This is a genomic window from Staphylococcus cornubiensis (genome assembly GCF_900183575.1).
GTDB lineage: Bacteria > Bacillota > Bacilli > Staphylococcales > Staphylococcaceae > Staphylococcus > Staphylococcus cornubiensis.
The window spans coordinates 125,562-146,183 of the sequence record NZ_FXUZ01000005.1 but is presented as its reverse complement, the minus strand read 5'-3'; the positions used below and the strand labels follow the sequence as shown (position 1 = coordinate 146,183).

21 protein-coding genes are annotated in these 20,622 nt (G+C 37.3%); 11 read left to right on the top strand and 10 right to left on the bottom strand.

The features are described 5' to 3' along the window. Window positions 1–3 precede the first annotated feature (3 nt). From CCE82_RS07750 to dnaA, 3 genes are all read right to left on the bottom strand, one after another. On the bottom strand, window positions 4–693 hold the full coding sequence (locus tag CCE82_RS07750; protein ID WP_086428837.1) for a DsbA family protein: 690 nt from the start codon (window positions 691–693) through the stop codon (window positions 4–6). 185 nt (window positions 694–878) lie between these two features. Continuing rightward, window positions 879–2,012, bottom strand: coding sequence for a DNA polymerase III subunit beta (gene dnaN / locus CCE82_RS07745; protein ID WP_086428836.1), 1,134 nt, complete (start codon window positions 2,010–2,012; stop codon window positions 879–881). Between the two features lie 173 nt (window positions 2,013–2,185). Then, window positions 2,186–3,529, bottom strand: coding sequence for a chromosomal replication initiator protein DnaA (gene dnaA, locus CCE82_RS07740; RefSeq protein ID WP_086428835.1), 1,344 nt, complete (start codon window positions 3,527–3,529; stop codon window positions 2,186–2,188). A gap of 544 nt (window positions 3,530–4,073) precedes the next feature. On the opposite strand from dnaA, the gene rpmH reads away from it, so the two are divergent. The 9 genes from rpmH (at window position 4,074) to CCE82_RS07695 (ending at window position 11,369) form a co-directional block, all read left to right on the top strand. Continuing rightward, entirely contained in the window at window positions 4,074–4,211 is a 138-nt protein-coding gene (gene rpmH / locus CCE82_RS07735) for a 50S ribosomal protein L34 (RefSeq protein ID WP_000240855.1), read from the top strand. A 174-nt stretch (window positions 4,212–4,385) separates the two neighbouring features. Next, the gene (rnpA, locus tag CCE82_RS07730) at window positions 4,386–4,733 is read left to right on the top strand and encodes a ribonuclease P protein component (RefSeq protein WP_086428834.1); all 348 of its coding nucleotides are present in this window, start codon (window positions 4,386–4,388) and stop codon (window positions 4,731–4,733) included. 174 nt (window positions 4,734–4,907) lie between these two features. Further along, window positions 4,908–6,290, top strand: coding sequence for a tRNA uridine-5-carboxymethylaminomethyl(34) synthesis GTPase MnmE (gene mnmE, locus CCE82_RS07725; RefSeq protein WP_086428833.1), 1,383 nt, complete (start codon window positions 4,908–4,910; stop codon window positions 6,288–6,290). Between the two features lie 18 nt (window positions 6,291–6,308). Next, on the top strand, window positions 6,309–8,183 hold the full coding sequence (gene mnmG / locus CCE82_RS07720; protein ID WP_086428832.1) for a tRNA uridine-5-carboxymethylaminomethyl(34) synthesis enzyme MnmG: 1,875 nt from the start codon (window positions 6,309–6,311) through the stop codon (window positions 8,181–8,183). Then, window positions 8,184–8,903 carry a 16S rRNA (guanine(527)-N(7))-methyltransferase RsmG gene (rsmG, locus tag CCE82_RS07715; RefSeq protein ID WP_086428831.1) on the top strand — a complete coding sequence of 240 codons (720 nt, stop codon included), beginning with the start codon at window positions 8,184–8,186 and terminating at the stop codon, window positions 8,901–8,903. Between the two features lie 37 nt (window positions 8,904–8,940). Further along, window positions 8,941–9,792 carry a ParB/RepB/Spo0J family partition protein gene (locus CCE82_RS07710; RefSeq protein WP_086428830.1) on the top strand — a complete coding sequence of 284 codons (852 nt, stop codon included), beginning with the start codon at window positions 8,941–8,943 and terminating at the stop codon, window positions 9,790–9,792. Window positions 9,793–10,203: 411 nt separating this feature from the next. Continuing rightward, on the top strand, window positions 10,204–10,518 hold the full coding sequence (locus tag CCE82_RS07705) for a hypothetical protein (protein ID WP_086428829.1): 315 nt from the start codon (window positions 10,204–10,206) through the stop codon (window positions 10,516–10,518). Window positions 10,519–10,670: 152 nt separating this feature from the next. Beyond that, window positions 10,671–10,859 (top strand): helix-turn-helix transcriptional regulator, encoded by a 189-nt coding sequence (locus CCE82_RS07700; protein ID WP_086428828.1) that lies wholly within the window; start codon window positions 10,671–10,673, stop codon window positions 10,857–10,859. 6 nt (window positions 10,860–10,865) lie between these two features. Then, complete coding sequence (locus tag CCE82_RS07695) at window positions 10,866–11,369, top strand: hypothetical protein (RefSeq protein ID WP_086428827.1); 504 nt, start codon at window positions 10,866–10,868, stop codon at window positions 11,367–11,369. Window positions 11,370–11,465: 96 nt separating this feature from the next. Here the strand turns inward: CCE82_RS07695 and mhqD are convergent, their stop codons facing one another. The 4 genes from mhqD to CCE82_RS07675 form a co-directional block, all read right to left on the bottom strand. Further along, window positions 11,466–12,053 (bottom strand): methylhydroquinone degradation carboxylesterase MhqD, encoded by a 588-nt coding sequence (gene mhqD, locus CCE82_RS07690; protein ID WP_086428826.1) that lies wholly within the window; start codon window positions 12,051–12,053, stop codon window positions 11,466–11,468. A 21-nt stretch (window positions 12,054–12,074) separates the two neighbouring features. After that, entirely contained in the window at window positions 12,075–12,692 is a 618-nt protein-coding gene (locus CCE82_RS07685) for a flavin reductase family protein (protein WP_086428825.1), read from the bottom strand. Between the two features lie 45 nt (window positions 12,693–12,737). Continuing rightward, window positions 12,738–13,700 carry a ring-cleaving dioxygenase gene (locus tag CCE82_RS07680; RefSeq protein WP_086428824.1) on the bottom strand — a complete coding sequence of 321 codons (963 nt, stop codon included), beginning with the start codon at window positions 13,698–13,700 and terminating at the stop codon, window positions 12,738–12,740. A 77-nt stretch (window positions 13,701–13,777) separates the two neighbouring features. Then, the gene (locus CCE82_RS07675; RefSeq protein ID WP_086428823.1) at window positions 13,778–14,209 is read right to left on the bottom strand and encodes a MarR family winged helix-turn-helix transcriptional regulator; all 432 of its coding nucleotides are present in this window, start codon (window positions 14,207–14,209) and stop codon (window positions 13,778–13,780) included. Window positions 14,210–14,377: 168 nt separating this feature from the next. Here CCE82_RS07675 and CCE82_RS07670 point away from each other — a divergent pair, with 168 nt between their 5' ends. Continuing rightward, window positions 14,378–14,653, top strand: coding sequence for a GNAT family N-acetyltransferase (locus tag CCE82_RS07670; protein ID WP_086428822.1), 276 nt, complete (start codon window positions 14,378–14,380; stop codon window positions 14,651–14,653). Window positions 14,654–14,876: 223 nt separating this feature from the next. Here the strand turns inward: CCE82_RS07670 and CCE82_RS07665 are convergent, their stop codons facing one another. Beyond that, window positions 14,877–15,794, bottom strand: a complete 918-nt coding sequence (locus tag CCE82_RS07665) for a DUF5996 family protein (protein ID WP_086428821.1) — start codon at window positions 15,792–15,794, stop codon at window positions 14,877–14,879. Between the two features lie 388 nt (window positions 15,795–16,182). Between CCE82_RS07665 and CCE82_RS07660 the strand changes: the two genes are divergently transcribed. Continuing rightward, window positions 16,183–17,622: a carbon starvation CstA family protein gene (locus CCE82_RS07660; protein WP_086428820.1), complete on the top strand. Its 1,440-nt coding sequence runs from the start codon at window positions 16,183–16,185 to the stop codon at window positions 17,620–17,622. A gap of 421 nt (window positions 17,623–18,043) precedes the next feature. On the opposite strand, the gene CCE82_RS07655 is transcribed toward CCE82_RS07660, so the two are convergent. Beyond that, a complete protein-coding gene (locus CCE82_RS07655) occupies window positions 18,044–19,396 on the bottom strand; it encodes an MATE family efflux transporter (RefSeq protein ID WP_086428819.1) in 1,353 nt (450 codons plus the stop codon). 376 nt (window positions 19,397–19,772) lie between these two features. Further along, on the bottom strand, window positions 19,773–20,204 hold the full coding sequence (locus CCE82_RS07650; RefSeq protein WP_086428818.1) for a MarR family winged helix-turn-helix transcriptional regulator: 432 nt from the start codon (window positions 20,202–20,204) through the stop codon (window positions 19,773–19,775). Window positions 20,205–20,622 lie beyond the last annotated feature (418 nt).

Sequence of the window (20,622 nt, the reverse complement as noted above, 5' to 3'; positions counted from 1 at the left end):
ATTTTATTCTTCAAGTGCTTTGTTGATTTCTTTTTTAATCGCGTTAAAATCCGTCTCATCTTCAATTTGTTTACCGTTCACATATAATGCTGGTACGTAAGGCACTTCTTCTTTTTTTGCTAACGTATGATCTTCTTGTGCACGCTTAGCCATCTCGCCATTTTTTTCACGATAAGCCGCTGTAATTTGTTTACGTTCTTGCTCACTTAAACCTAATTTTTGTAATTGCTTTTGAATTAAATCGTCTGTTAACCAATGCTGACTTCCAACATCATCTTTATTTTTAGGTTGTTGTGCAAAAAGTTCATGATGAAACTTCCAATATTTTTCAGGGGCATATTGATTCACCGCGAGAGCTGCTTTTGCGCCGAGTTCAGATTCATCTCCGTGGATTAACACATTGACATAGCGAAATTCAACTTTGTTATTGTCGATAAATTCTTTTTCTAATTGCGGTTTAATATTACGTTCAAAATCTCCACAATACGGGCATTTAAAGTCACCAAATTCTACGAGTAATACTTTTGCATCTTTTTTACCTTGTGTAGGTTGCTTTTTAGTTTCTGCTGCAAGTGATTCTCCTGATCCGCCATTTGATTTGTTCGATGTTTTGAAAGTGGCAAAGCTGAGAGTGACAACTACGACAAGTGCTACAACAATGAATACAACCAACCATTTATTTTTCTTTAACATAGGTTCATTCCTCCATTTTTGAGTTAAGTTAATTATACTAAAGTTAACTCACTTTGAATAATTACACGTGTAAGTTCCGCAAATGACTTTAAAAATTTTGTCATTTTTTTGCAACACTTTAAACGGTGACAACAAAAAAGCAGTTGGTTTGATAGCCAACTGCTTTTTTATAACGTCGTACCGATTTAATACGTACGGATTGGTAAAATAAGTTGAGTGACAGTATCGTCATCTTTTGGTTTTAAAATAAATGGTTTCATCGTTCCGAAAAATTCTACTTCGACTTCTTCGTTATCGATTGCTTTTAATGCGTCCATCATGTATTTCGAGTTGAAAGAAATTTTCAAATTGCCACCTTCAACTTCATTTGCAGTCACTTCTTCTTTTACCGTACCAATTTCTGGCGATGTAGAAGATAATTCAATTTGCGTATCACCTGTGCTTAATTTGATAACATTGTTGCCACCTTCACGCGCAAGTAATGACGCACGATCAATCGCATGGTAAAACTCAGAGTTATTGAGCCCTAACTTAATTTCGTAGTTTTCAGGGAATAAACGAGATGTATCTGGATAATGCCCCTCTAATAAACGTGAAATGAAGTTAACATTGCCTACTCTAAATAAAACTTGGTTCGATGCGAAGAAAATATCAATGTGGTCTTCGCTGTCTGTCATAATTTTGTTTAACTCTGCTAATGCTTTACCAGGAATGATGACATTTTTGTCTTCAATCTCTTCTTCAAGTTTTAACTTTCTTACAGCCAAGCGGTGTGAATCGGTCGCTGTGCATATTAATTCATTTTGTTGTATAAGCCAGTTCACACCTGTCAATACTGGACGTGTTTCTGAGGTGGACACTGCAAAGTTCGTCTGTGCAATAATGTTTTTCAACACTTTAACTGGTAATTGTAGCGCGTCATCACTAGAAACTTGTGGTAACAGTGGGTATTGATCTGGGTCAAGTCCGCTTAAGTTAAATTCAGAATGTGCAGAAGTGATTAATGTTTGAAATTGTTCGTTTGTTGAAAGTTTAACTTCTTTGCCTGGTAACTTTTTAATAATGTCCACAAAGAAGCGGCCTGGTAATACAACTGAACCTGGTTCAACCACGTGAATAATTTCTTCACCTTCGACTTGGTTAGGAATTGTGATTTCGATTGAGATCTCAGAATCAGATCCTGTTAAAACAATACCTTCATTTGTCGCGTCTATTTTAATCCCTGTTAAAATCGGTAATGTTGCTCTTGGTGAAATAGCTTTTAATGTGTCATTTAATTGAGTGATAAAATAATCTCTTTGAATAGAAAACTCCATCATCTATAAACTCCTTTCAGTCGTTTATATAGTTAATAGTTATTAATTAAATTCGTCATAATAGTCATAGGTGCTGTGGATTAGTGGATAACTTGAAAAAAAGCGCATCAATAAAGGTTATGCACATGTGGATAACTTGTGCATCATGTGTACAACTTTTCCCCGTTATCCACAAATCAGCTTCGGATATCTTTTTCTAAGCTTTCGATTTCTTGTCGTAAAGTTGGGTCATTATCGATATCTTTTTTAATTTTATCATGTGCATGGATAACTGTTGTATGATCACGACCACCAAATTCTTCCCCAATTTTAGGCAATGAAAAATCTGTGAGCTCTCGTGATAGATACATTGCGATTTGTCGCGGATATGCGATAGATTTCGTTCTTTTTTTCGCAACAAAGTCTTCAATACGCACACCATAGTATTCACCCACAACTTTTTGGATATCTTGAATTGTGATTTTTTTAGTTTTAGTCACTTGGATAATATCTTTTAAAGCATCAGCAGTCAATTCAGTTGTGATGGGTTTTCCTTGAAGTTTTGAATAGGCTAAGACACGTGTCAATGCGCCCTCAAGTTCACGAATATTCGTTTGAATCTGATTTGCAATGTAAGTTAAGGACTCAATTGGAATATCGAGATTTTCTTCTTCAGTTTTTTTCTGCAAAATCGCCATACGTGTTTCGAAATCAGGCGGTGTAATATCCACGATAAGTCCCCATTGGAAGCGTGATTTCAAACGTTCTTCTAAAGTTGAAATTTCTTTCGGCGGGCGATCACTAGAAATGACGATTTGCTTTTTATTTTGATGTAAATCGTTGAAAGTGTGGAAAAATTCTTCTTGCGTTTGTTCTTTCTTTTGAATGAATTGAATATCATCAATTAATAGAATATCGATGTTACGATACTTTTCGCGGAACGATTCAGTATCGTTGTTTCGAATGGATTGAATGAATTCGTTCGTAAATTTTTCGCTTGACGTGTAAAGCACTTTTGCATCTGGATTATTTTCCAACACGTAATGCCCAATTGCGTGCATCAGATGCGTTTTCCCTAAACCTACGCCACCATATATAAAGAGTGGGTTGTAGGCATTTGCTGGTGATTCCGCAACAGCGAGACTTGCAGCATGAGGGAAGCGGTTACCAGGTCCAATGACAAACGTCTCAAAAGTGTTGTTTGTATTGAACTGCTCACCTGACACAACTGGCTCTACAGGTGTTGCTTGACCTGATTGATGAGATGACGAAGCAACATTAAGTTCTTGCAGATCCTCTTCAGTAATGAACTTAATTGTATCAATTGTTTGTTGCGTAACAGCTTCTAAATATTGCTTAATGAGCTTTGTATAGTTTGTAGTGAGCCAATTCGCAATAAAAGGCTGTGCCGCAATGACAACAGCTTCATCATTAGATAGAGCATAGAGTGTTGTGTCTTTGAGCCAAGTGTCATATGAAACAGTAGTGACATTTTCTTTACATAAGTTGAGAACATTATCCCAAATTTCTTGTTCTGACATTTTTAACTCCATCTTCCTAAGTAAAAATTTTTGTTATACACAATATCCCCACCTGTGAATGATTTTAATCACAGGGTGTTAATAATTATCCACAATTTAATAACAAGCTGTGGATGAATATCAATCATTTGTGAGTTATTCACAACATTTTTGTTATGATTACATAGTATTCAATCTATGTAGAATAAGGGATTCCACCACTTATCCACACAATTATACTTTTTCACATAGGAGGATGTCAAACGGCTGTGAATATGTTGTTATCATCTTGAACAACTTGTGCACATAAGAATGTTATCCACAATTTTAGTCACCTGGGCTGTGAATAAGTGGACAACTTTTCAACAGTATTTATCAAGAATTATGAAAAAAGCCACTTGATTTACAGAGTTGATTTTGTTATATTGTAGTAGTTGCTTGAAATGTAGACATTTCATTTTAGTAGAGAAACATCTATTTTGAACTTATTAAAAATGAAATTAACTTAATTTATCTATAATGACGTATTTAGATAATTGAATGAATGAAGATGGAGGTGTTTTGCATGGTAAAACGTACTTATCAACCAAATAAGCGTAAACATAGTAAAGTTCATGGTTTCAGAAAACGCATGAGCACTAAAAACGGCCGTAAAGTATTAGCTCGTCGTCGTCGTAAAGGTCGTAAAGTTTTATCAGCATAAGATCACTGACTCATTCAGTGGTCTTTTTTTTGAGTTAACGACTATTGAATGGCTCTTGATTTGACAATTGTGACGAATTTGAAGAGGAAGAATGAAAAACGATAAAGTTTGAGTGGTTGTCCTGATCACCATCCCGTTATTTTGGGCATTTTGAAGAAAGACGAGTGATGTACAATGGAAAAAGCATACCGAATTAAAAAAAATGCTGACTTTCAATTGATTTATCGTAAAGGTAAATCTGTAGCCAATCGCCAATTTGTCGTCTATACTTATGAAACTCAGGAGTTAGCACATTTTAGACTAGGCATTAGCGTCTCTAAAAAATTAGGGAACGCTGTAACTCGAAATCGAATTAAAAGAAGCATTAGAGAGTGCTTTAAAGTGCATAAAGAAGACTTTTTGCCAAAAGATATTATTGTGATAGCGAGGTTTCCTGCTGCGACGATGTCTACAGCTGAAATACAAAAAAGTTTAGAACATGTTTTGAAAATTGCGAAGGTCTTTAACAAACGAATAAAGTAGGGGAGATTTAGACTTCGGTTTGTGTGACTTCAGACAAACCGAAGTCTAACTTCTAATAATGAAAAAAGAAAATCTACATTAAATACCGCAATTAAAAACATGTGATTCGCAATACATTGAGAATCATTTTACAATATGAAAAGGAATATTGTGTTAAAGGGAGGTACGTAAATCGTGGAACAACTTGATACGATAACAAGTATATCAACACCAATGGGGGAAGGGGCAATCGGTATTGTCCGCTTATCAGGTCATGACGCGGTCGAAATTGCAGATAAGCTTTATAAAGGGAAGCATCTATTAAAAGATGTTCCGACACATACGATTAACTATGGTCATATTATCGATCCGGAAACTGAAGAAATTGTTGAAGAGGTCATGGTCTCAGTATTACGTGCACCACGTACATTTACACGAGAAGATATCGTTGAGATTAACTGTCACGGTGGTATTTTAACAATTAATCGTGTACTTGAATTAACAATGACGTACGGCGCAAGAATGGCTGAACCAGGTGAATATACGAAGCGTGCTTTCTTAAATGGTCGTATCGATTTATCACAGGCTGAAGCGGTCATGGATTTTATTCGTTCTAAGACTGACCGGGCGTCTAAAGTAGCCATGAATCAAATTGAAGGGCGTTTGAGTGACTTAATTAAACGTCAACGTCAATCGATTTTGGAGATTTTAGCACAAGTCGAAGTGAATATCGATTATCCTGAATATGATGATGTAGAAGATGCGACAACGGAATTTTTATTAGAACGTTCACAAGAGATTAAACAACAGATTCAAAAGTTACTCGACACTGGTGTACAAGGTAAAATTATGCGGGAAGGTTTATCTACGGTGATTGTCGGTAAACCGAACGTCGGGAAGTCTTCCATGCTGAACAATCTCATTCAAGATAACAAGGCGATTGTAACAGAAGTTGCTGGGACAACGCGTGATGTGCTCGAGGAATATGTCAATGTCCGCGGTGTACCGTTAAGGCTTGTCGATACAGCGGGAATTCGAGAAACAGAAGATATTGTCGAACGTATCGGTGTTGAACGCTCGCGTAAAGCTTTAAGTGAAGCAGATTTAATCTTATTCGTATTAAACTATAACGAACCATTAACGGAAGACGATCGCAAATTATATGAAGTCATCAAAAACGAAGATGCGATTGTCATTATTAATAAAACTGATTTAGAACAACGCTTAGACATTGCAGAAGTAGAAGCAATGGTTGGGGATATGCCAATCATCCAAACATCGATGCTCCAACAACAAGGGATAGATGAGTTAGAAATACAAATACGTGATTTATTCTTTGGCGGAGAAGTACAGAGCCAAGATATGACATACGTTTCTAATTCACGCCATATTTCATTATTAAAGCAAGCTAAAAATGCGATTCAAGATGCGATTGATGCTGCGGAAATGGGTGTCCCAATGGATATGGTACAAATTGACTTAACGCGCACATGGGAAATATTAGGTGAAATTATAGGTGAATCCGCAAGTGAAGAATTGATTGATCAACTATTTAGTCAGTTCTGTCTCGGAAAATAATTTTTGGAGGTTAACGAAATGGTAAAATCATTCGACGTGATTGTAGTGGGTGCTGGACATTCCGGTATCGAAGCTGGACTTGCATCAGCGCGACGTGGTGCACATACACTCATGCTCACAATCAATTTAGATAATATCGCATTTATGCCATGTAACCCGTCAGTAGGGGGACCAGCGAAAGGGATTGTCGTACGTGAAATCGACGCGCTCGGTGGACAAATGGCGAAAACGATCGATAAAACACATATTCAAATGCGTATGTTGAATACAGGGAAAGGTCCAGCTGTTCGTGCATTACGTGCTCAAGCGGATAAAGTGCTGTATCAACAAGAAATGAAACGTGTATTAGAAGATGAAGATAACTTAGAAGTCATGCAAGGAATGGTAGATGAACTGATTATTGAAGACGGCGAAGTGAAAGGTGTGCGTACGAATATCGGTACAGAATATCGCGCAAAAGCTGTTATTTTAACGACAGGTACATTTTTACGCGGTGAAATCATTCTAGGTAATTTGAAATATTCAAGTGGTCCAAATCATCAATTACCATCTGTGACACTTGCCGACCATTTACGTGAAATCGGATTTGAAGTCGTACGTTTCAAAACGGGAACACCACCACGTGTGAACGCCAAAACAATTGATTACAGTAAAACAGAAATTCAACCTGGTGATGATGTGGGCCGTGCATTCAGTTATGATACGACGGAATATATTTTAGACCAGCTGCCATGTTGGTTAACGTATACGAATGGCGAAACACACCAAGTGATTGATGATAACTTACATTTATCCGCGATGTACTCAGGTATGATTAAAGGGACAGGTCCACGTTATTGCCCATCAATTGAAGACAAGTTCGTACGTTTTAATGATAAGCCAAGACATCAACTTTTCCTTGAACCAGAAGGGCGTAATACGAATGAAGTTTACGTACAAGGATTGTCAACAAGCTTACCTGAAGAAGTACAACGTCAAATGTTAGCGACGATTCCTGGTTTAGAGAAAGCGGATATGATGCGTGCAGGTTATGCGATTGAATATGATGCACTCGTACCAACACAATTATGGCCAACGCTTGAAACGAAAATGATTAAAAATCTTTATACAGCGGGTCAAATTAACGGAACATCGGGTTATGAAGAAGCGGCAGGTCAAGGTTTAATGGCCGGGATTAATGCTGCAGCACGTGTGTTAGGTAAGGAAGAAACGATTTTACGTCGTTCAGACGCATACATCGGTGTATTAATTGATGACCTTGTGACGAAAGGGACGAATGAACCGTATCGTTTACTCACATCTCGTGCGGAATATCGTTTGTTATTACGCCATGATAATGCAGATTTACGTTTAACAGACTTAGGTCACGAATTAGGCTTAATTTCTGATGAACGTTACGAACGATTTAATACGAAGCGTCAACAAATCACTGATGAAATCGCACGTTTAGAACAAATTCGTGTTAAACCAAGTGAGCGTGTGCAACAAATTATTGAAGAAAAGGGTGGTTCTCGTCTTAAAGATGGTATTTTGGCGAAAGAATTGTTGCGTCGTCCAGAAATGACGTATGACACAATTATTGAAATTTTAGAAGAAGACCATCAATTGCCAGCAGATGTTGAAGAACAAGTTGAAATTCAAACGAAATATGAAGGTTATATCACGAAATCATTGCAACAAGTGGATAAAGTGAAACGTATGGAACAAAAGAAAATTCCGGAAGACTTGGATTACAGTAAAATCGACAGTCTTGCAACAGAAGCGCGTGAAAAATTAGCGGAAGTCAAACCGTTAAATATCGCACAAGCGTCACGTATTTCAGGTGTGAATCCGGCTGATATTTCTATCTTATTAGTCTACTTAGAGCAAGGCAAAATTCAAAGGGTGAAATAAATGAGCGTAGAATGGTTAGCGACACAATTAAGTGAGTACGGCATTACTTTATCTGAGCATCAAAAGCAACAATTTGAAAAATATTACGAAATGCTTGTAGAATGGAATGAGAAAATTAATTTAACAAGTATTACTGAAAAGCATGAAGTGTATTTGAAACATTTTTATGATTCCATCACGCCGAGCTTTTATCATGATTTCAATCAACCACTTAACTTATGTGACGTGGGTGCAGGTGCAGGGTTTCCAAGTATTCCATTAAAAATTATTTTTCCAGAAATTCATGTGACGATTGTTGATGCATTGAACAAACGCATTCAGTTTTTAAATCAATTGGCAGAAGCGTTAGAATTGGAAGGTGTCCGATTTGTGCATGATCGTGCAGAAACATTTGCGAAGAACGAAGACTACCGGGCGTCTTTCGATGTTGTCACAGCAAGGGCTGTCGCACGAATGACAGTACTGAGTGAACTCTGTATTCCATTAGTGAAAAAGCACGGGGTCTTTCTTGCATTGAAATCTTCAAAAGGGCAAGAAGAGTTGGAAGAGGCACGTTTTGCAGTAGGTGTGTTAGGTGGACGCATTGAGCGAGTGGATACTTTTGATTTACCGGAAGATGCAGGTGAACGTCAAATTGTGACGATAGAAAAACGTAGCCAAACACCTAAAAAGTACCCGCGTAAACCGGGAACGCCAAATAAATCACCACTTGTTGAATAATGCATGTATTATGGAATATTAAAGGGAGAGAATAAACATGAAAAAACCCTTTTCTAAGTTATTTGGTTTAAAAAATAAAGATGACCTATTAACAGTGACAGATGAAGACAAAAAGGGCGTTCAATCCATAAAAATTGAAAAGATTGTCCCTAATCGATACCAGCCACGTCAAAAGTTCGATACTGCACGTATTGAGGAACTTGCTGAGTCGATTCGTGCGCACGGTTTATTACAGCCGATTGTTGTACGCCCCATCGAAGAAAATATGTATGAAATCATTGCAGGTGAACGCCGTTTTCGTGCTTTGCAAATGAATCATATGACAGAAGCGGAAGTCCTTGTGCGTCATTTAGATGATGAGGAAACAGCTGTTGTTGCACTGATTGAAAATATTCAACGTGAAAATTTATCGGCCGTGGAAGAAGCAGAAGCATACAAAAAATTGTTAGCATTTGAAGGCATTACACAAGCCGAACTTGCCAAAAGTGTCGGAAAGAGCCAAAGCTTTATTGCGAATAAATTGCGCTTGTTGAAGTTAACGCCAGTCGTGTTGGAAGCGGTCCGTGAACATCAAATTACTGAGCGTCATGCGCGTGCACTCGTCGGTCAGACGCCTGAATTTCAGGAAGAGATGCTCGGTGTGATTTTGAAAGAGCAATTGAATGTGAAACAAACCGAAGAACGTTTGAAGGCAACAGTTGTTAAAGATGATGTTGTGGAAGAGAAAGTCGTGGCGCGGCCACCGGAGTTTGCACAGGATGTTTCTGAAGCGCGTGATATTATTGCGGATAGTCTGATGGAAATCCGTGCGAATGGGATTCGGTATGAGCAGAAGGAAAAAGAGCATGAGGATTATGTGGAGATTCAGATCCGATTGTATCGTAAGTGATGCTTAGATTACTGAGCCGTGCTACGCTTTCCGAGGCACCTCAGTAGTCATGGCCGGTTCTTGCAATCTAGAGAGTCGCTCAAATCGAAATAAGATACCTCATCACTATCACAAATACAATTGAACTGATGATAGTGTTGTGAAAGTGACGAAAGGTGTTTGTAATAGCGGTTACTTTCAACTAAGAATACAATCAATGTCCACATTAACTTTTATAAAATCAGTTGTAACTAGACGTATGTTGAGGGGAGTCTCGCGTACGTCTATTTTTATTTTTCTGAGGGGGAAATGTCATTATTTTAAGGTTTCTACTTTTCAAGCTGTATGAATATTTCAGTCTCAGGGGCTATGACCTTTACCACCAACTCGGATATAGTGGTATTATCTTGTTTGACTAAAGGAGATACAACAATGACACGCAAAAAAGTTACATTGATTGCGATAGCGGTATTATTGGCGACTATGGTGATCTATATTTCAATAAGTTTAATCAATTTGAATCAAAAAGAAGTTTATTATGGTCAAGTGAGTCATAAAAATGACAGTATCGCTTTGTATTCTGAAAAAGATAAACATACCGCATATTTAAAGAAAGAAATAGAACAAATGAAAGCAGGCGACTGGGTGAAAGTGACAATGACGGATCAAAAAGGCGTCATTTTGAATGTTGAACCTATAGCTGAAAATGAGGTTCCGAAAAAAGTATTAACGATGATAGAAAGTTAATTTTACCTCTATGCGTACCATCAAGTGCTCAACAGATGCTTGGTCGTACGCATTTTTATTTTGCCCATATGTCATTTATATTTGACATCAGTCTAAAAAATTTTTAATATAAAAGTACAATATATATGACATTCTGAAAGGGGCGTACATGGATGAATCGATTGACGGAATTTAGGAAAAAATGTGGGCTTTCCCAATTAGAATTGTCTCGAAAAGTAGGCGTCTCAAGGCAAACGATTAATTTGATCGAAAATAATAAGTACAACCCCTCACTGAAGTTATGTATCAGCATTTGTTTAACATTAGGTGTAACGTTGAATGATATTTTTTGGGAGGACTGATAGGACATGACATATAACAAAAAGCGTTTCATGAATCGTATGTTAGGTTTCATGCAAGACAGAGATGAAAGAGAAGAACAGTTGATTCACGAAAAAATGACGTATTTGTTTTTAAATTCTTTTTGGATACTTTTATTATTCCTTTTTATTAGTCTTGCTGTTGATGCATATCAAAATACATTGAGTGTTGGAACGATTTTGATGCTTGTTTTAGCATTGATTAACGCTGTATCTATTTTGATTACTTTGAAGAAGTCCGATGTCTATAATGAAGTTGTTTATAGCGAAGAGGCATATCAATCCATGTTGAAAAAATTGAGATTTCAATCCATTTTTGGGGGTGTCTTCTTCTTTGTAATGTCGTTGTTAATCAATATACTGTTTGTATTTATTACACATCAACGACTCACTTTTGCAGATGTAAACTTTTTAGGATGGCTGATTGGAAGTATCTTATTTGGTGTTGCTTCCTACTTTTTAGCTAAAAGTAAAATTAAGATTGAAAAGTAGGCATATTGATCAATTTAAGTAAAGAAAAAGCAATCCATTCACAAAACAATATCAAAAAAAGAGCCTAGGCCATAGCACCTAAGCTCTTTTTCGTACTTATAATGTTTCTTTCGCTGCTAATACTGTAGCTTGATTTAATTCGTGACTGTTAACCCAGTACTCAGTGACATCAGCACCGCGGTCTTTGAAGATAGCACGTACATGTTCACTTGCTTCAACAGGTACGATTGGGTCGTTTTTACCCATTGAGAGGTATACAGATTTACCTGATAAGTCAAGATCTTCCGGTACATCTAATGGGTAAAGTGGTGCGAATAATAAGCCTTTTTTGTATGGCATGTTTTCGTTTAGCATGAGGCTAATCGCAATGTTTGAGCCGTTTGAGAAGCCCACTAATACCACTTTATCTAAGTCGAAATTGTATTTGTCTGCTGCACTTTCAAGGAATTCGTGCAATTCAGTTGTTCTAAATTTCAAGTCTTCTACATCATATTGGCCTTCACCGTGACGTTTGAAGAAGCGGTTCATACCGTTTTCTGATACATTACCACGTACACCTAAAACGTTGTAAGTTGGGTCTAAAATTTCTGCAAGTGGTAATAAGTCGTTTTCATCCCCACCTGTACCGTGTAAGAATACGAATGTTGGTTTTGATGGTTCGCCTTGTTTAAAAATGTGTTCCATTACGTTTCACCTCTTTTATAATTATCGGGGTCTTTCGATTGTAAATGTTTCGCCTAAACGTGCATAGTCATCCCCAGCAAGTCGGCTTACGGGCTTAATGTTTTCTACGTCTATATACCCTTTTTCTAGATCGAATAAATCCTCATCTATATAAACCTTTTGAATTTCAAGTAATAACAAATCGTTTGTATTTTCATTACGATCGTTTTTAATTTCAACATGTTGATAGAGTTTGACTTCAAATCGGATACTACTCTCGTTCAAACTCGGTACGGTTACCATTTCCGAATCTGTCGTTGTAAATGTGGTATGATCCAATTCACTTTCATCAGCAGGTAACATAGCTGCGGTTTGGTTCGCATTGGCAACGTTATCTTCAGTCACCACATGTACAACGGCTTCTTTAGTCGTTAAGATATTGCGCGCGGTATCCTTCATCTCGCCCTCTTTACGATTGACTGCTACCGATAATAGCGCTGGTTCTGAAGCGACAATATTGAAAAAGCTGAATGGTGCAATGTTGAGAAGACCTTCCTCAGACTGACTTGTGATCAGTGCGATAGGTCGAGGCACAACAGAACCGATTAAAAATTTATACATTTGTTGCTTTGATAATTCAGATGCGTAAAAAGCGTACATGGTAGCCCTCCATTCTCATATCACTGCTTCACACGGTTGAGCATCTTATTTTGTGCTACGTGTTGTGTCGAATGGGCGTACTTCAGATTCGATGTACTCTCTTTGATCTTCTAAGAATGGTGGTAATGATAATGATTCACCTAAAGTTTCGTATGGTTCGTCACCCATGAATCCTGGACCATCAGTTGAAAGTTCGATTAAGATGTGACCAATACGAGTGTAAAGAGCTTTGAAGTAGAAACGGTCTACAATACCAGAGCTTCTTACACCTAATTCATTGTATCTTTCAAACCATTCTTCAATTGCTTCGTCATTTTCAACACGGAATGAAACGTGGTGGACTTGACCGTAACCTGGACGGCTTTCTTTTGTTTCATCTTTACGTAAGATGACTTGACCCCCGTTACCACCTTTACCAACTTCTAAAAGTGTTACGTCTGCTTCTTCTTTAACTGGTTTCATACCATAAAGATCCATTAATGCTTGTTTGAACTCATCGTAGTAGCTTACTGTAATTTCGATTGGACCTAAACCGTAAATCGCTTTGTCTTGAGGTACAGGACCATTTTTCCAAGCGACACCTGGTTCAACACCTGAGTTATTTTCATCTGAGAAGAGTTGGTATCTTTGACCGTCTTCTTCTTCAAAACGTAATACTTTTGTACCGAATACTGTGTCGATATCGTCGTGTTTTACACCGAACTCGTCGAAACGATCTTTGTAGTATTCAAGTGCTGCATCGTTTGGTACACGGAAACCAGTACGGCTGATAGAGTTTGTACCTGGTGCACCTTTAGGGTTATTTGGGAAATCAAAGAATGTCATATCTGTACCAGCGTGACCTTCATCATCAGCGAAGAAAGTGTGGTACGTATAAATGTCATCTTGGTTAACTGTTTTTTTAACAAGTCTCATACCGAGTACATCAGTAAAGAAGTGATAGTTACGTTCTGCATCATTTGTCATTGCTGTTACGTGGTGAATACCTTTTAATGGATATTGTTTCATTTAAAAAACTCCCTTTTTAATAAATTGTCTCTAATTCGAACTAATTACGGTGTGAAATAAAAGTACACGCCTTCAATTCACTGTTGTTGCTGTGTACTTAATGTTTTTAACACTTGTTGTAATGTGTTCAATTCTTCATCTGTGAGTACTGAAAAAACCTTTTCAATTGCTTGTGCATGTTCTGGGAAGACTTTCTCCATGAGCTGCTGGCCTTTGTCAGTCAAAGTTGCATAACTTACACGTCTATCTCTATCACACTGTCGGCGTTTTAAATATCCTTTTTGTTCTAAAGAATTAACGACATAAGTTGTACTGCTACTGGCAATCAAAATGCGTTCTTGAATCCGTTGAATACTTTGTTCGCCCTTGTTGTACAAAAGTTCAAGCACCGCGAACGCAGTGACATTAAGGCCATACGATTTGACATCATTGCGAATCATTTTATCAATCATGTCATTGGTTCGTTTGATGCCGATTAATGTTTTGAGTGCAGTTTCTGTTCTCTGCAAATGCCAACACCTCCTTTTTATTTCGAATTCGAGATAATTATAACGTGGATAGAAAACTTTGTAAAGCATTAAGTTTAAATTTTATACCAGATAGGTCAATTACTTTGATAAGAGGTATGAAATCGATATAATGGATGGTGTACGATAATTATATGAGGAGGCGTAATTATGGCAGAAATTAAAAAGGGCAATAATAAGTACTATGTAGGAGAATCTGAAAGCAATCCAGAAGCAATCATGACTTACGTACCAGGAAAAACTCAAATTATCATTGACCACACAGTAGTTGGGGACTCATTGAGAGGTCAAGGTGTTGGGAAACAATTAGTAGAAGCGGCTGTAAAAGATGCGCGTGAAAATAACTTCAAAATTTTCGCGACATGCCCATTTGCGAAAAGCGTATTAGAAAAAACAACAGAATATCATGACGTATACGGTGGCTAATTCCGTATCGAACAAATGAACATGAAAAAAAGAGGCAGGGCGCATATCGCAATGATATCCCCGGCCTCTTTATATTTTAGAGAGAAATTAAATATGATCATGTAGCATGATGAAGTGATGACAAATGGATGTAACACCTAGAAGTTAGACTCTAGGAACGCTAATCCTTGGTGTAATCGGAAGGAATTGAGATATTTCTACCAACTTTTCCCTCCTAATGTTTTTAATGTGCATATGGCATTTTTTGAATTTGGTTCGCATCCATTTTTAATGGGACATGGAAATGATGGCAATTTTCCCAAGATAAATGTGATTTGAAAATTTCGAACCCTTGATTGAAAAATGTTGAAAGTGTATCAAGTGTTTCAGGTGTCATTGTTTTCATTTCATAAATCAATTCTGTCAATTGTTGATCAAAATATGCATCCGAAATGAGCGGTTGATCGAATGTAAAGTCTTTATCAACGAAAGGATAAGGTAAAATGAAGAATGTCGGACCTTCGAAGCGGTCATCACCGAACCAGAAGCCAAATTCGATAAAGTGTTCATCAAATGCAGCGTATTCAATGACTTGGTTCGGCTGAAACATTTCATGGAATGAGTTGTAATGGACTAAACATGAAATATCAAAAGTACCCCAGAAAAGGCCTGGTTTCATTTTACGTGCGCGATACGGTGCAATAAAATATTGAAGCGCACGTGTCGCAAATGACATTAATCTTAACACTTCTGTACTAATCGCTTCATTATAATGGCAGTGTTGCGTATCTTCAGAAAATAAAGTGGTATCTGCGACTTCTTGCGGACGTTCGTTAATGGATACTTCAATACCATGACGATGTAACGCATCTTGAATTTGTTTGTAGTAACTTTGAATTGTTACACCATTTTTTAACGGAATTTCTTCTTCGCCGTCATTCGTTTCAATTAAAATGATGTGCTTCACTAAATTGACACTCACACTATATGTGGCTGATTGATAGAATAAAATCCCCGTAGAAAAACCAGTTGTTGTAATATCTAAAACAACATGTGCCCATTGTGGCTCTTGAAAGGCACTCGCGAGTTTATGTTTACCTAAAATTTGTGCTAAACGGTGAAGTGTTTCTTTTTCGTCTTTCCATTCTGCAAGTTTTAACATGATGAAAACCTCCAATTTCGATATCGTCGTCATTTCATATGACTGTGTGAAATATGAATCGTTCAATTTGTATGATTAAATTTTAAACTACCTAAAAATAATGCATGTACAATTATATATTATTTTATAACAGGAACTTCGCTTAAGCTACTGATGGGGTCAAAAGTAAGAGAATGGTCACAATTGTTGAGGAGATATTTCGTTGCTATTTGTGGCTCTGTAGTCAGATTTTGGTTGTCTATTTACGATAAGAAATCTCTCAGGCACTAAATTTTGAAAAATAAAAATTGTGACAGTATTGTGAATTTTTAGTATATAGAGTAAAATAAAGAAAGCGCTTACATTAAGTGTATTTAAGGGATGTATTTCAAAATAAGGGGGATGCTGTATGATTACGTTTTTAGTGTCTATCGTGTTACTCATTCTAGGTTACTTTACGTATGGGAAGTACATTGAGAAAATGTTCGGTCCACAATATGATCGGCCAACACCTGCGCATGATCAAAGGGATAATGTGGATTTTGTGCCAATGAAAACTTCGTCTAACGCATTAATCCAGTTATTGAATATTGCTGGTGTGGGTCCTATTTTTGGTCCTATACTAGGTGCACTCTATGGTCCTGTAGCATTTTTATGGATTGTATTTGGATGTATTTTTGCAGGGGCAGTTCATGATTATTTAACGGGTATGATCTCTATTCGAAATCGTGGTGCCCATTTACCGATATTAGCAGGAAAGTTTTTGGGACCAGCAATGAAGCATGTCGTGAATATTTTTACATTGCTTTTATTATTACTGACGGGAACTGTTTTTGTGACAAGCCCTGCATTATTGTTACATAATTTAATGCAAGGCCGTATTGCATTAGGCATTATTATATTTGTTATTTTTGTGTATTACATTTTATCTACTGTATTACCGATTGATAAAATTATCGGACGTATTTATCCGGTTTTTGGGGCGTTGCTTGTATTGAGTGCGGTAGGGGTAGGTTTTCGTTTGATTCAAACCGGGGCGCCGATTCCAGAATTAACTTTTGAAAATATGCACCCTGCCCATGCACCCATTTTCCCATTACTATTTTTTACGATTACTTGTGGCGCATTATCTGGTTTTCATGCGACACAATCACCCATTATTTCTCGCACAACGAATCAAGAGAAAAATGGACGTACAATATTTTACGGTATGATGATTGCTGAAGGGATTATTGCGATGATTTGGGCAGCAGCAGCGATGAGTCTATTTGGTAGTTACGGTGGTTTACAGGCTGTACTTGCGAAAGGTCAAGCGGCACTCGTTGTAAGTGAGGCGTCTACAATGTTACTCGGCTCAGTGTTTGGAACAATTGCGGTGCTAGGTGTCATTGTATTACCAATTACGAGTGGTGATACGTCATTCCGAAGTGCACGAATGATTATTGCAGATTATATTAATTTAGATCAAAAAGCATTCAGTAAACGCTTTTTAGTCGCTATTCCACTATTTGTAATGAGCTTTGTACTGACACAGGTAGATTTTACAGTGTTATGGCGCTATTTTTCATGGGCGAACCAAACAACGGCAGCAGTCGCATTGTGGGTTGGTGCGATGTATTTAATGATTGCTAAGAAAAACTTCTGGGTGGCACTCATTCCTGCTACATTTATGACATGGAATTTGTTCACTTACATTTTAAGTCAGCCGATTGGATTCGGGTTAGACTTGAACTTAAGTTATGGATTAGCTGTATGTTGTACATGTGCTTGGGTGGGCTATTTCTTCTACCAATACCGTAAAATCACTGGGGTACACACCTTCCAGTTAGATTATCCGATTAAAACGTGAAGATAGCAGTTTCCAACATGTTATATAAAAAAACAGGCGATGGGACAAAAATTTTAGATGCTATTGATATGGTGTTTTGTTTAACTTGCCCTCATTGATTTTTGGCTTTGATTGCCATCTAGGCTTCCCTTCCTAGGGACTGGCCCTTCGACTAACTAACGCTTGATTAAACTGTTACACTTGTTGAAGCGTTAGTGGATTCTCCGGACCAGCTAATCCCTCAGGAGTGTCAGCCTTCTGGCAATCTGACATCAAATACAGGAAATAGAGGGCAAGTTTATGAAATCAAGAAAACAATAGCATCAATTTTTTGTATCCCATTAAACCTTCATTTTCATACTGTTTTATAATCGTTAATGAATCGTAAATCTATGAATGGATTGAGGTTAAAAATTTTCTATATCTCAAATACCTATTCTTATTATTCTAGTAATGCGTCTGTATCGACCGTAAATTGATTTCTTGATACATAAACGATGAACATGGCGAGTAGAGAACAGAGAGTTTCTGCCACGAGTAATGACCAAACGACGCCAGTCAATCCGAAGTACGTATCTAGTACGAATAATACTGGGATGATGATTAACCCTTGAGCAAGTGCCATGATAGTAGAGCCACGTCCTTGCCCTGTCGCTTGCAACATACCTGTTAATAAGAAACCAATGCCATTTAAGAGTAAGGATGTCATTGTGACTTTCAATATAAATGTGGCTAACGTAACGATATGAGCGTCTGTACTAAAAAGTTGCACGAGGTGTGAGCCAAAGAAGATGACACCGACCATACTCACTGCGTAAATGACACCAATTGTTAGAATGACACCTTTAATCGTTTCACGCATGCGTCCTTTGTCTGACATAAAGTTATAAGCAATGAGTGGAACGACACCTTCCGCAAGTCCCATAATGATTAATTCAGGAAACTGTACGAGACGGAATGAAATCCCATAACTGGCGATAGCTGTATTACCATATTTTGCTAAAAAGAGGTTGAGCACGAGACCAGTTACACCCATGAGCACGACCATTAAAAAGGCAGGGACTCCAATTTTAAAGACGTTAACTAAAATTTCTTTGTTCGGTAAAGCTTTACGAATGTTGAGCGAAATGGCGTTTTGTTTCGTTAAGAAATAGAAAATAAAGAAAATTGCAGCGACCAAGTTTGAAATGGCAGTCCCTAATGAAGCGCCAACAACGTCTAAATGAAAACCGAAAATCAAAATAGGATCTAAAATGATGTTCAGTCCGACACTTAACAACATACCGACCATTGAAATGATAGGTTGACCGATTGCTCTCGCGAATTGTTCTAATACAAAAAATAAAATAACGGCAGGTGCACTTAAACACATGATTTTCAAATAAGCGCTTGTAAAGGGTAATGTCTCACCGCTTGCACCGAGTAAATGTGCCAATTGATCTGTAAATGGAAAGGTGAGGGCTAAGACAATCAATCCTAAAATAATGCAGTCATATATTGAAAAGCTACTGATTGCCTGACTTTTGTGTGCTTCTTTTGCGCCAAGTGATCGTGAAATAAAGGTACCGCCACCGACACCGAATAAGTTGCCGAATGCCATAAATACGGCGAAGAGTGGCAATGTTAAAGAAATAGCTGAAATCATGTGGCTATTGTTTAAAAATCCAATGAAGTAAATGTTTAAAATCCCATAGATAACACTGAGTAGTGAACCAATCATCATCGGTAAAGAGAAGTGCATCAGTGCTTTAAAAATAGGGGCCTTCTCAAAGTAATAGAGTTGCTCGTTTTGCATATGAATATCTCCTTTAGTTGGTTAGGCGTCTAATAGTTAGATGTCTAACTATTGATTGAAAGATAAGAGGTTGGGATATTGAACTTTCCCATCCTCTCTTTCATAGTTGGATATGTAGTATTGATATAAAAATAAACAATAAAATTGATGTAACGCTGTAAAAAAATTATTAATTTGAAAATATGTCAGAGATGGTTCTTTATCTTTGGTGAGAGATTGTCGAAATGGATGAGACTCCTGAGGGATCAGCTGAGCCGGAAAATCCACCAACGCTTCAACAAATGTAGCTATAAATAAAAGCGTTGGTTAGTTGTAGGATCAGCCCCTAGGAACGCGAATCCATAATGGCAATCAATAAAGCATTGAAGACAAAAAACTACGTCTTATCATTTCTTAAATTCGCTAACATCCGTTCGAAATAGTGCTTGAGTTGCGCATCTTCTTCAGGCGAAAAATCTTTTAACATAATGGTTTCGATTTCGCCAAAAATGTTGATGAAAGATTCGACGAGTGCCGTACCTTTATCAGTTAATCGTAAAATTTTACGTCGAGAGTCGCTTGGATCCACTGTACGGTAGACTAAATCCATCTTCTCTAAATTTTTGACGGTTGCACTGACGGTCGCACCTTTACGATTAAATGCGAGCGATATGTCTTGTTGTGAAATACGGTCATTTTGATGACGGTAAAGATAGCCTAATGTATGACTTTGTTCCTGTGTAATCCCAAATTCGTCTAGCTTACGGTCAGCATGATGTTTCATTTCATGTGCGAGCGTACGTATTAAATATTGATAAGGAAAATCCATACCGTCACCTCTTTTAGTTAGATATCTAACTAAATAATAACAGCATTTTTGAAATTGTCAACATATCGATTTACATTTTTTAATCCAATGTACAGGAGTGTCATCACTTTATCTCAAAAGTAATAGGGATTCATTTTGAAATCAGATAAGACATAGGGCTAAAGGCTTAAATTAGCTGTTCTATCGAGCTATTGCTTACTTTTTAAGGCTAAAATATGGTAAAGTAGGGAGTGGATAAACATCAATTTATGTGCTTTTTTGAAGCGTATTGATAATGATATGTTATTATTGAATAATGTCTGATGATTAATATAGTGCAATAATAAATCAAAAAATCAGACCTATTTAAGTAATATGTAACGGTGCATTTTTTATCGACACGTATGGATTCAATAGTTGCTATCGACATAGAAGTCAT

Bases quoted from the DNA above. Each gene is read 5' to 3' on its own strand.
- CCE82_RS07750 (WP_086428837.1), bottom strand. From the start codon at position 693: ATGTTAAAGAAAAATAAATGGTTGGTTGTATTCATTGTTGTAGCACTT.
- dnaN (WP_086428836.1), bottom strand. From the start codon at position 2,012: ATGATGGAGTTTTCTATTCAAAGAGATTATTTTATCACTCAATTAAAT.
- dnaA (WP_086428835.1), bottom strand. From the start codon at position 3,529: ATGTCAGAACAAGAAATTTGGGATAATGTTCTCAACTTATGTAAAGAA.
- rpmH (WP_000240855.1), top strand. From the start codon at position 4,074: ATGGTAAAACGTACTTATCAACCAAATAAGCGTAAACATAGTAAAGTT.
- rnpA (WP_086428834.1), top strand. From the start codon at position 4,386: ATGGAAAAAGCATACCGAATTAAAAAAAATGCTGACTTTCAATTGATT.
- mnmG (WP_086428832.1), top strand. From the start codon at position 6,309: ATGGTAAAATCATTCGACGTGATTGTAGTGGGTGCTGGACATTCCGGT.
- rsmG (WP_086428831.1), top strand. From the start codon at position 8,184: ATGAGCGTAGAATGGTTAGCGACACAATTAAGTGAGTACGGCATTACT.
- CCE82_RS07710 (WP_086428830.1), top strand. From the start codon at position 8,941: ATGAAAAAACCCTTTTCTAAGTTATTTGGTTTAAAAAATAAAGATGAC.
- CCE82_RS07705 (WP_086428829.1), top strand. From the start codon at position 10,204: ATGACACGCAAAAAAGTTACATTGATTGCGATAGCGGTATTATTGGCG.
- CCE82_RS07700 (WP_086428828.1), top strand. From the start codon at position 10,671: ATGAATCGATTGACGGAATTTAGGAAAAAATGTGGGCTTTCCCAATTA.
- CCE82_RS07695 (WP_086428827.1), top strand. From the start codon at position 10,866: ATGACATATAACAAAAAGCGTTTCATGAATCGTATGTTAGGTTTCATG.
- mhqD (WP_086428826.1), bottom strand. From the start codon at position 12,053: ATGGAACACATTTTTAAACAAGGCGAACCATCAAAACCAACATTCGTA.
- CCE82_RS07685 (WP_086428825.1), bottom strand. From the start codon at position 12,692: ATGTACGCTTTTTACGCATCTGAATTATCAAAGCAACAAATGTATAAA.
- CCE82_RS07680 (WP_086428824.1), bottom strand. From the start codon at position 13,700: ATGAAACAATATCCATTAAAAGGTATTCACCACGTAACAGCAATGACA.
- CCE82_RS07670 (WP_086428822.1), top strand. From the start codon at position 14,378: ATGGCAGAAATTAAAAAGGGCAATAATAAGTACTATGTAGGAGAATCT.
- CCE82_RS07665 (WP_086428821.1), bottom strand. From the start codon at position 15,794: ATGTTAAAACTTGCAGAATGGAAAGACGAAAAAGAAACACTTCACCGT.
- CCE82_RS07660 (WP_086428820.1), top strand. From the start codon at position 16,183: ATGATTACGTTTTTAGTGTCTATCGTGTTACTCATTCTAGGTTACTTT.
- CCE82_RS07655 (WP_086428819.1), bottom strand. From the start codon at position 19,396: ATGCAAAACGAGCAACTCTATTACTTTGAGAAGGCCCCTATTTTTAAA.
- CCE82_RS07650 (WP_086428818.1), bottom strand. From the start codon at position 20,204: ATGGATTTTCCTTATCAATATTTAATACGTACGCTCGCACATGAAATG.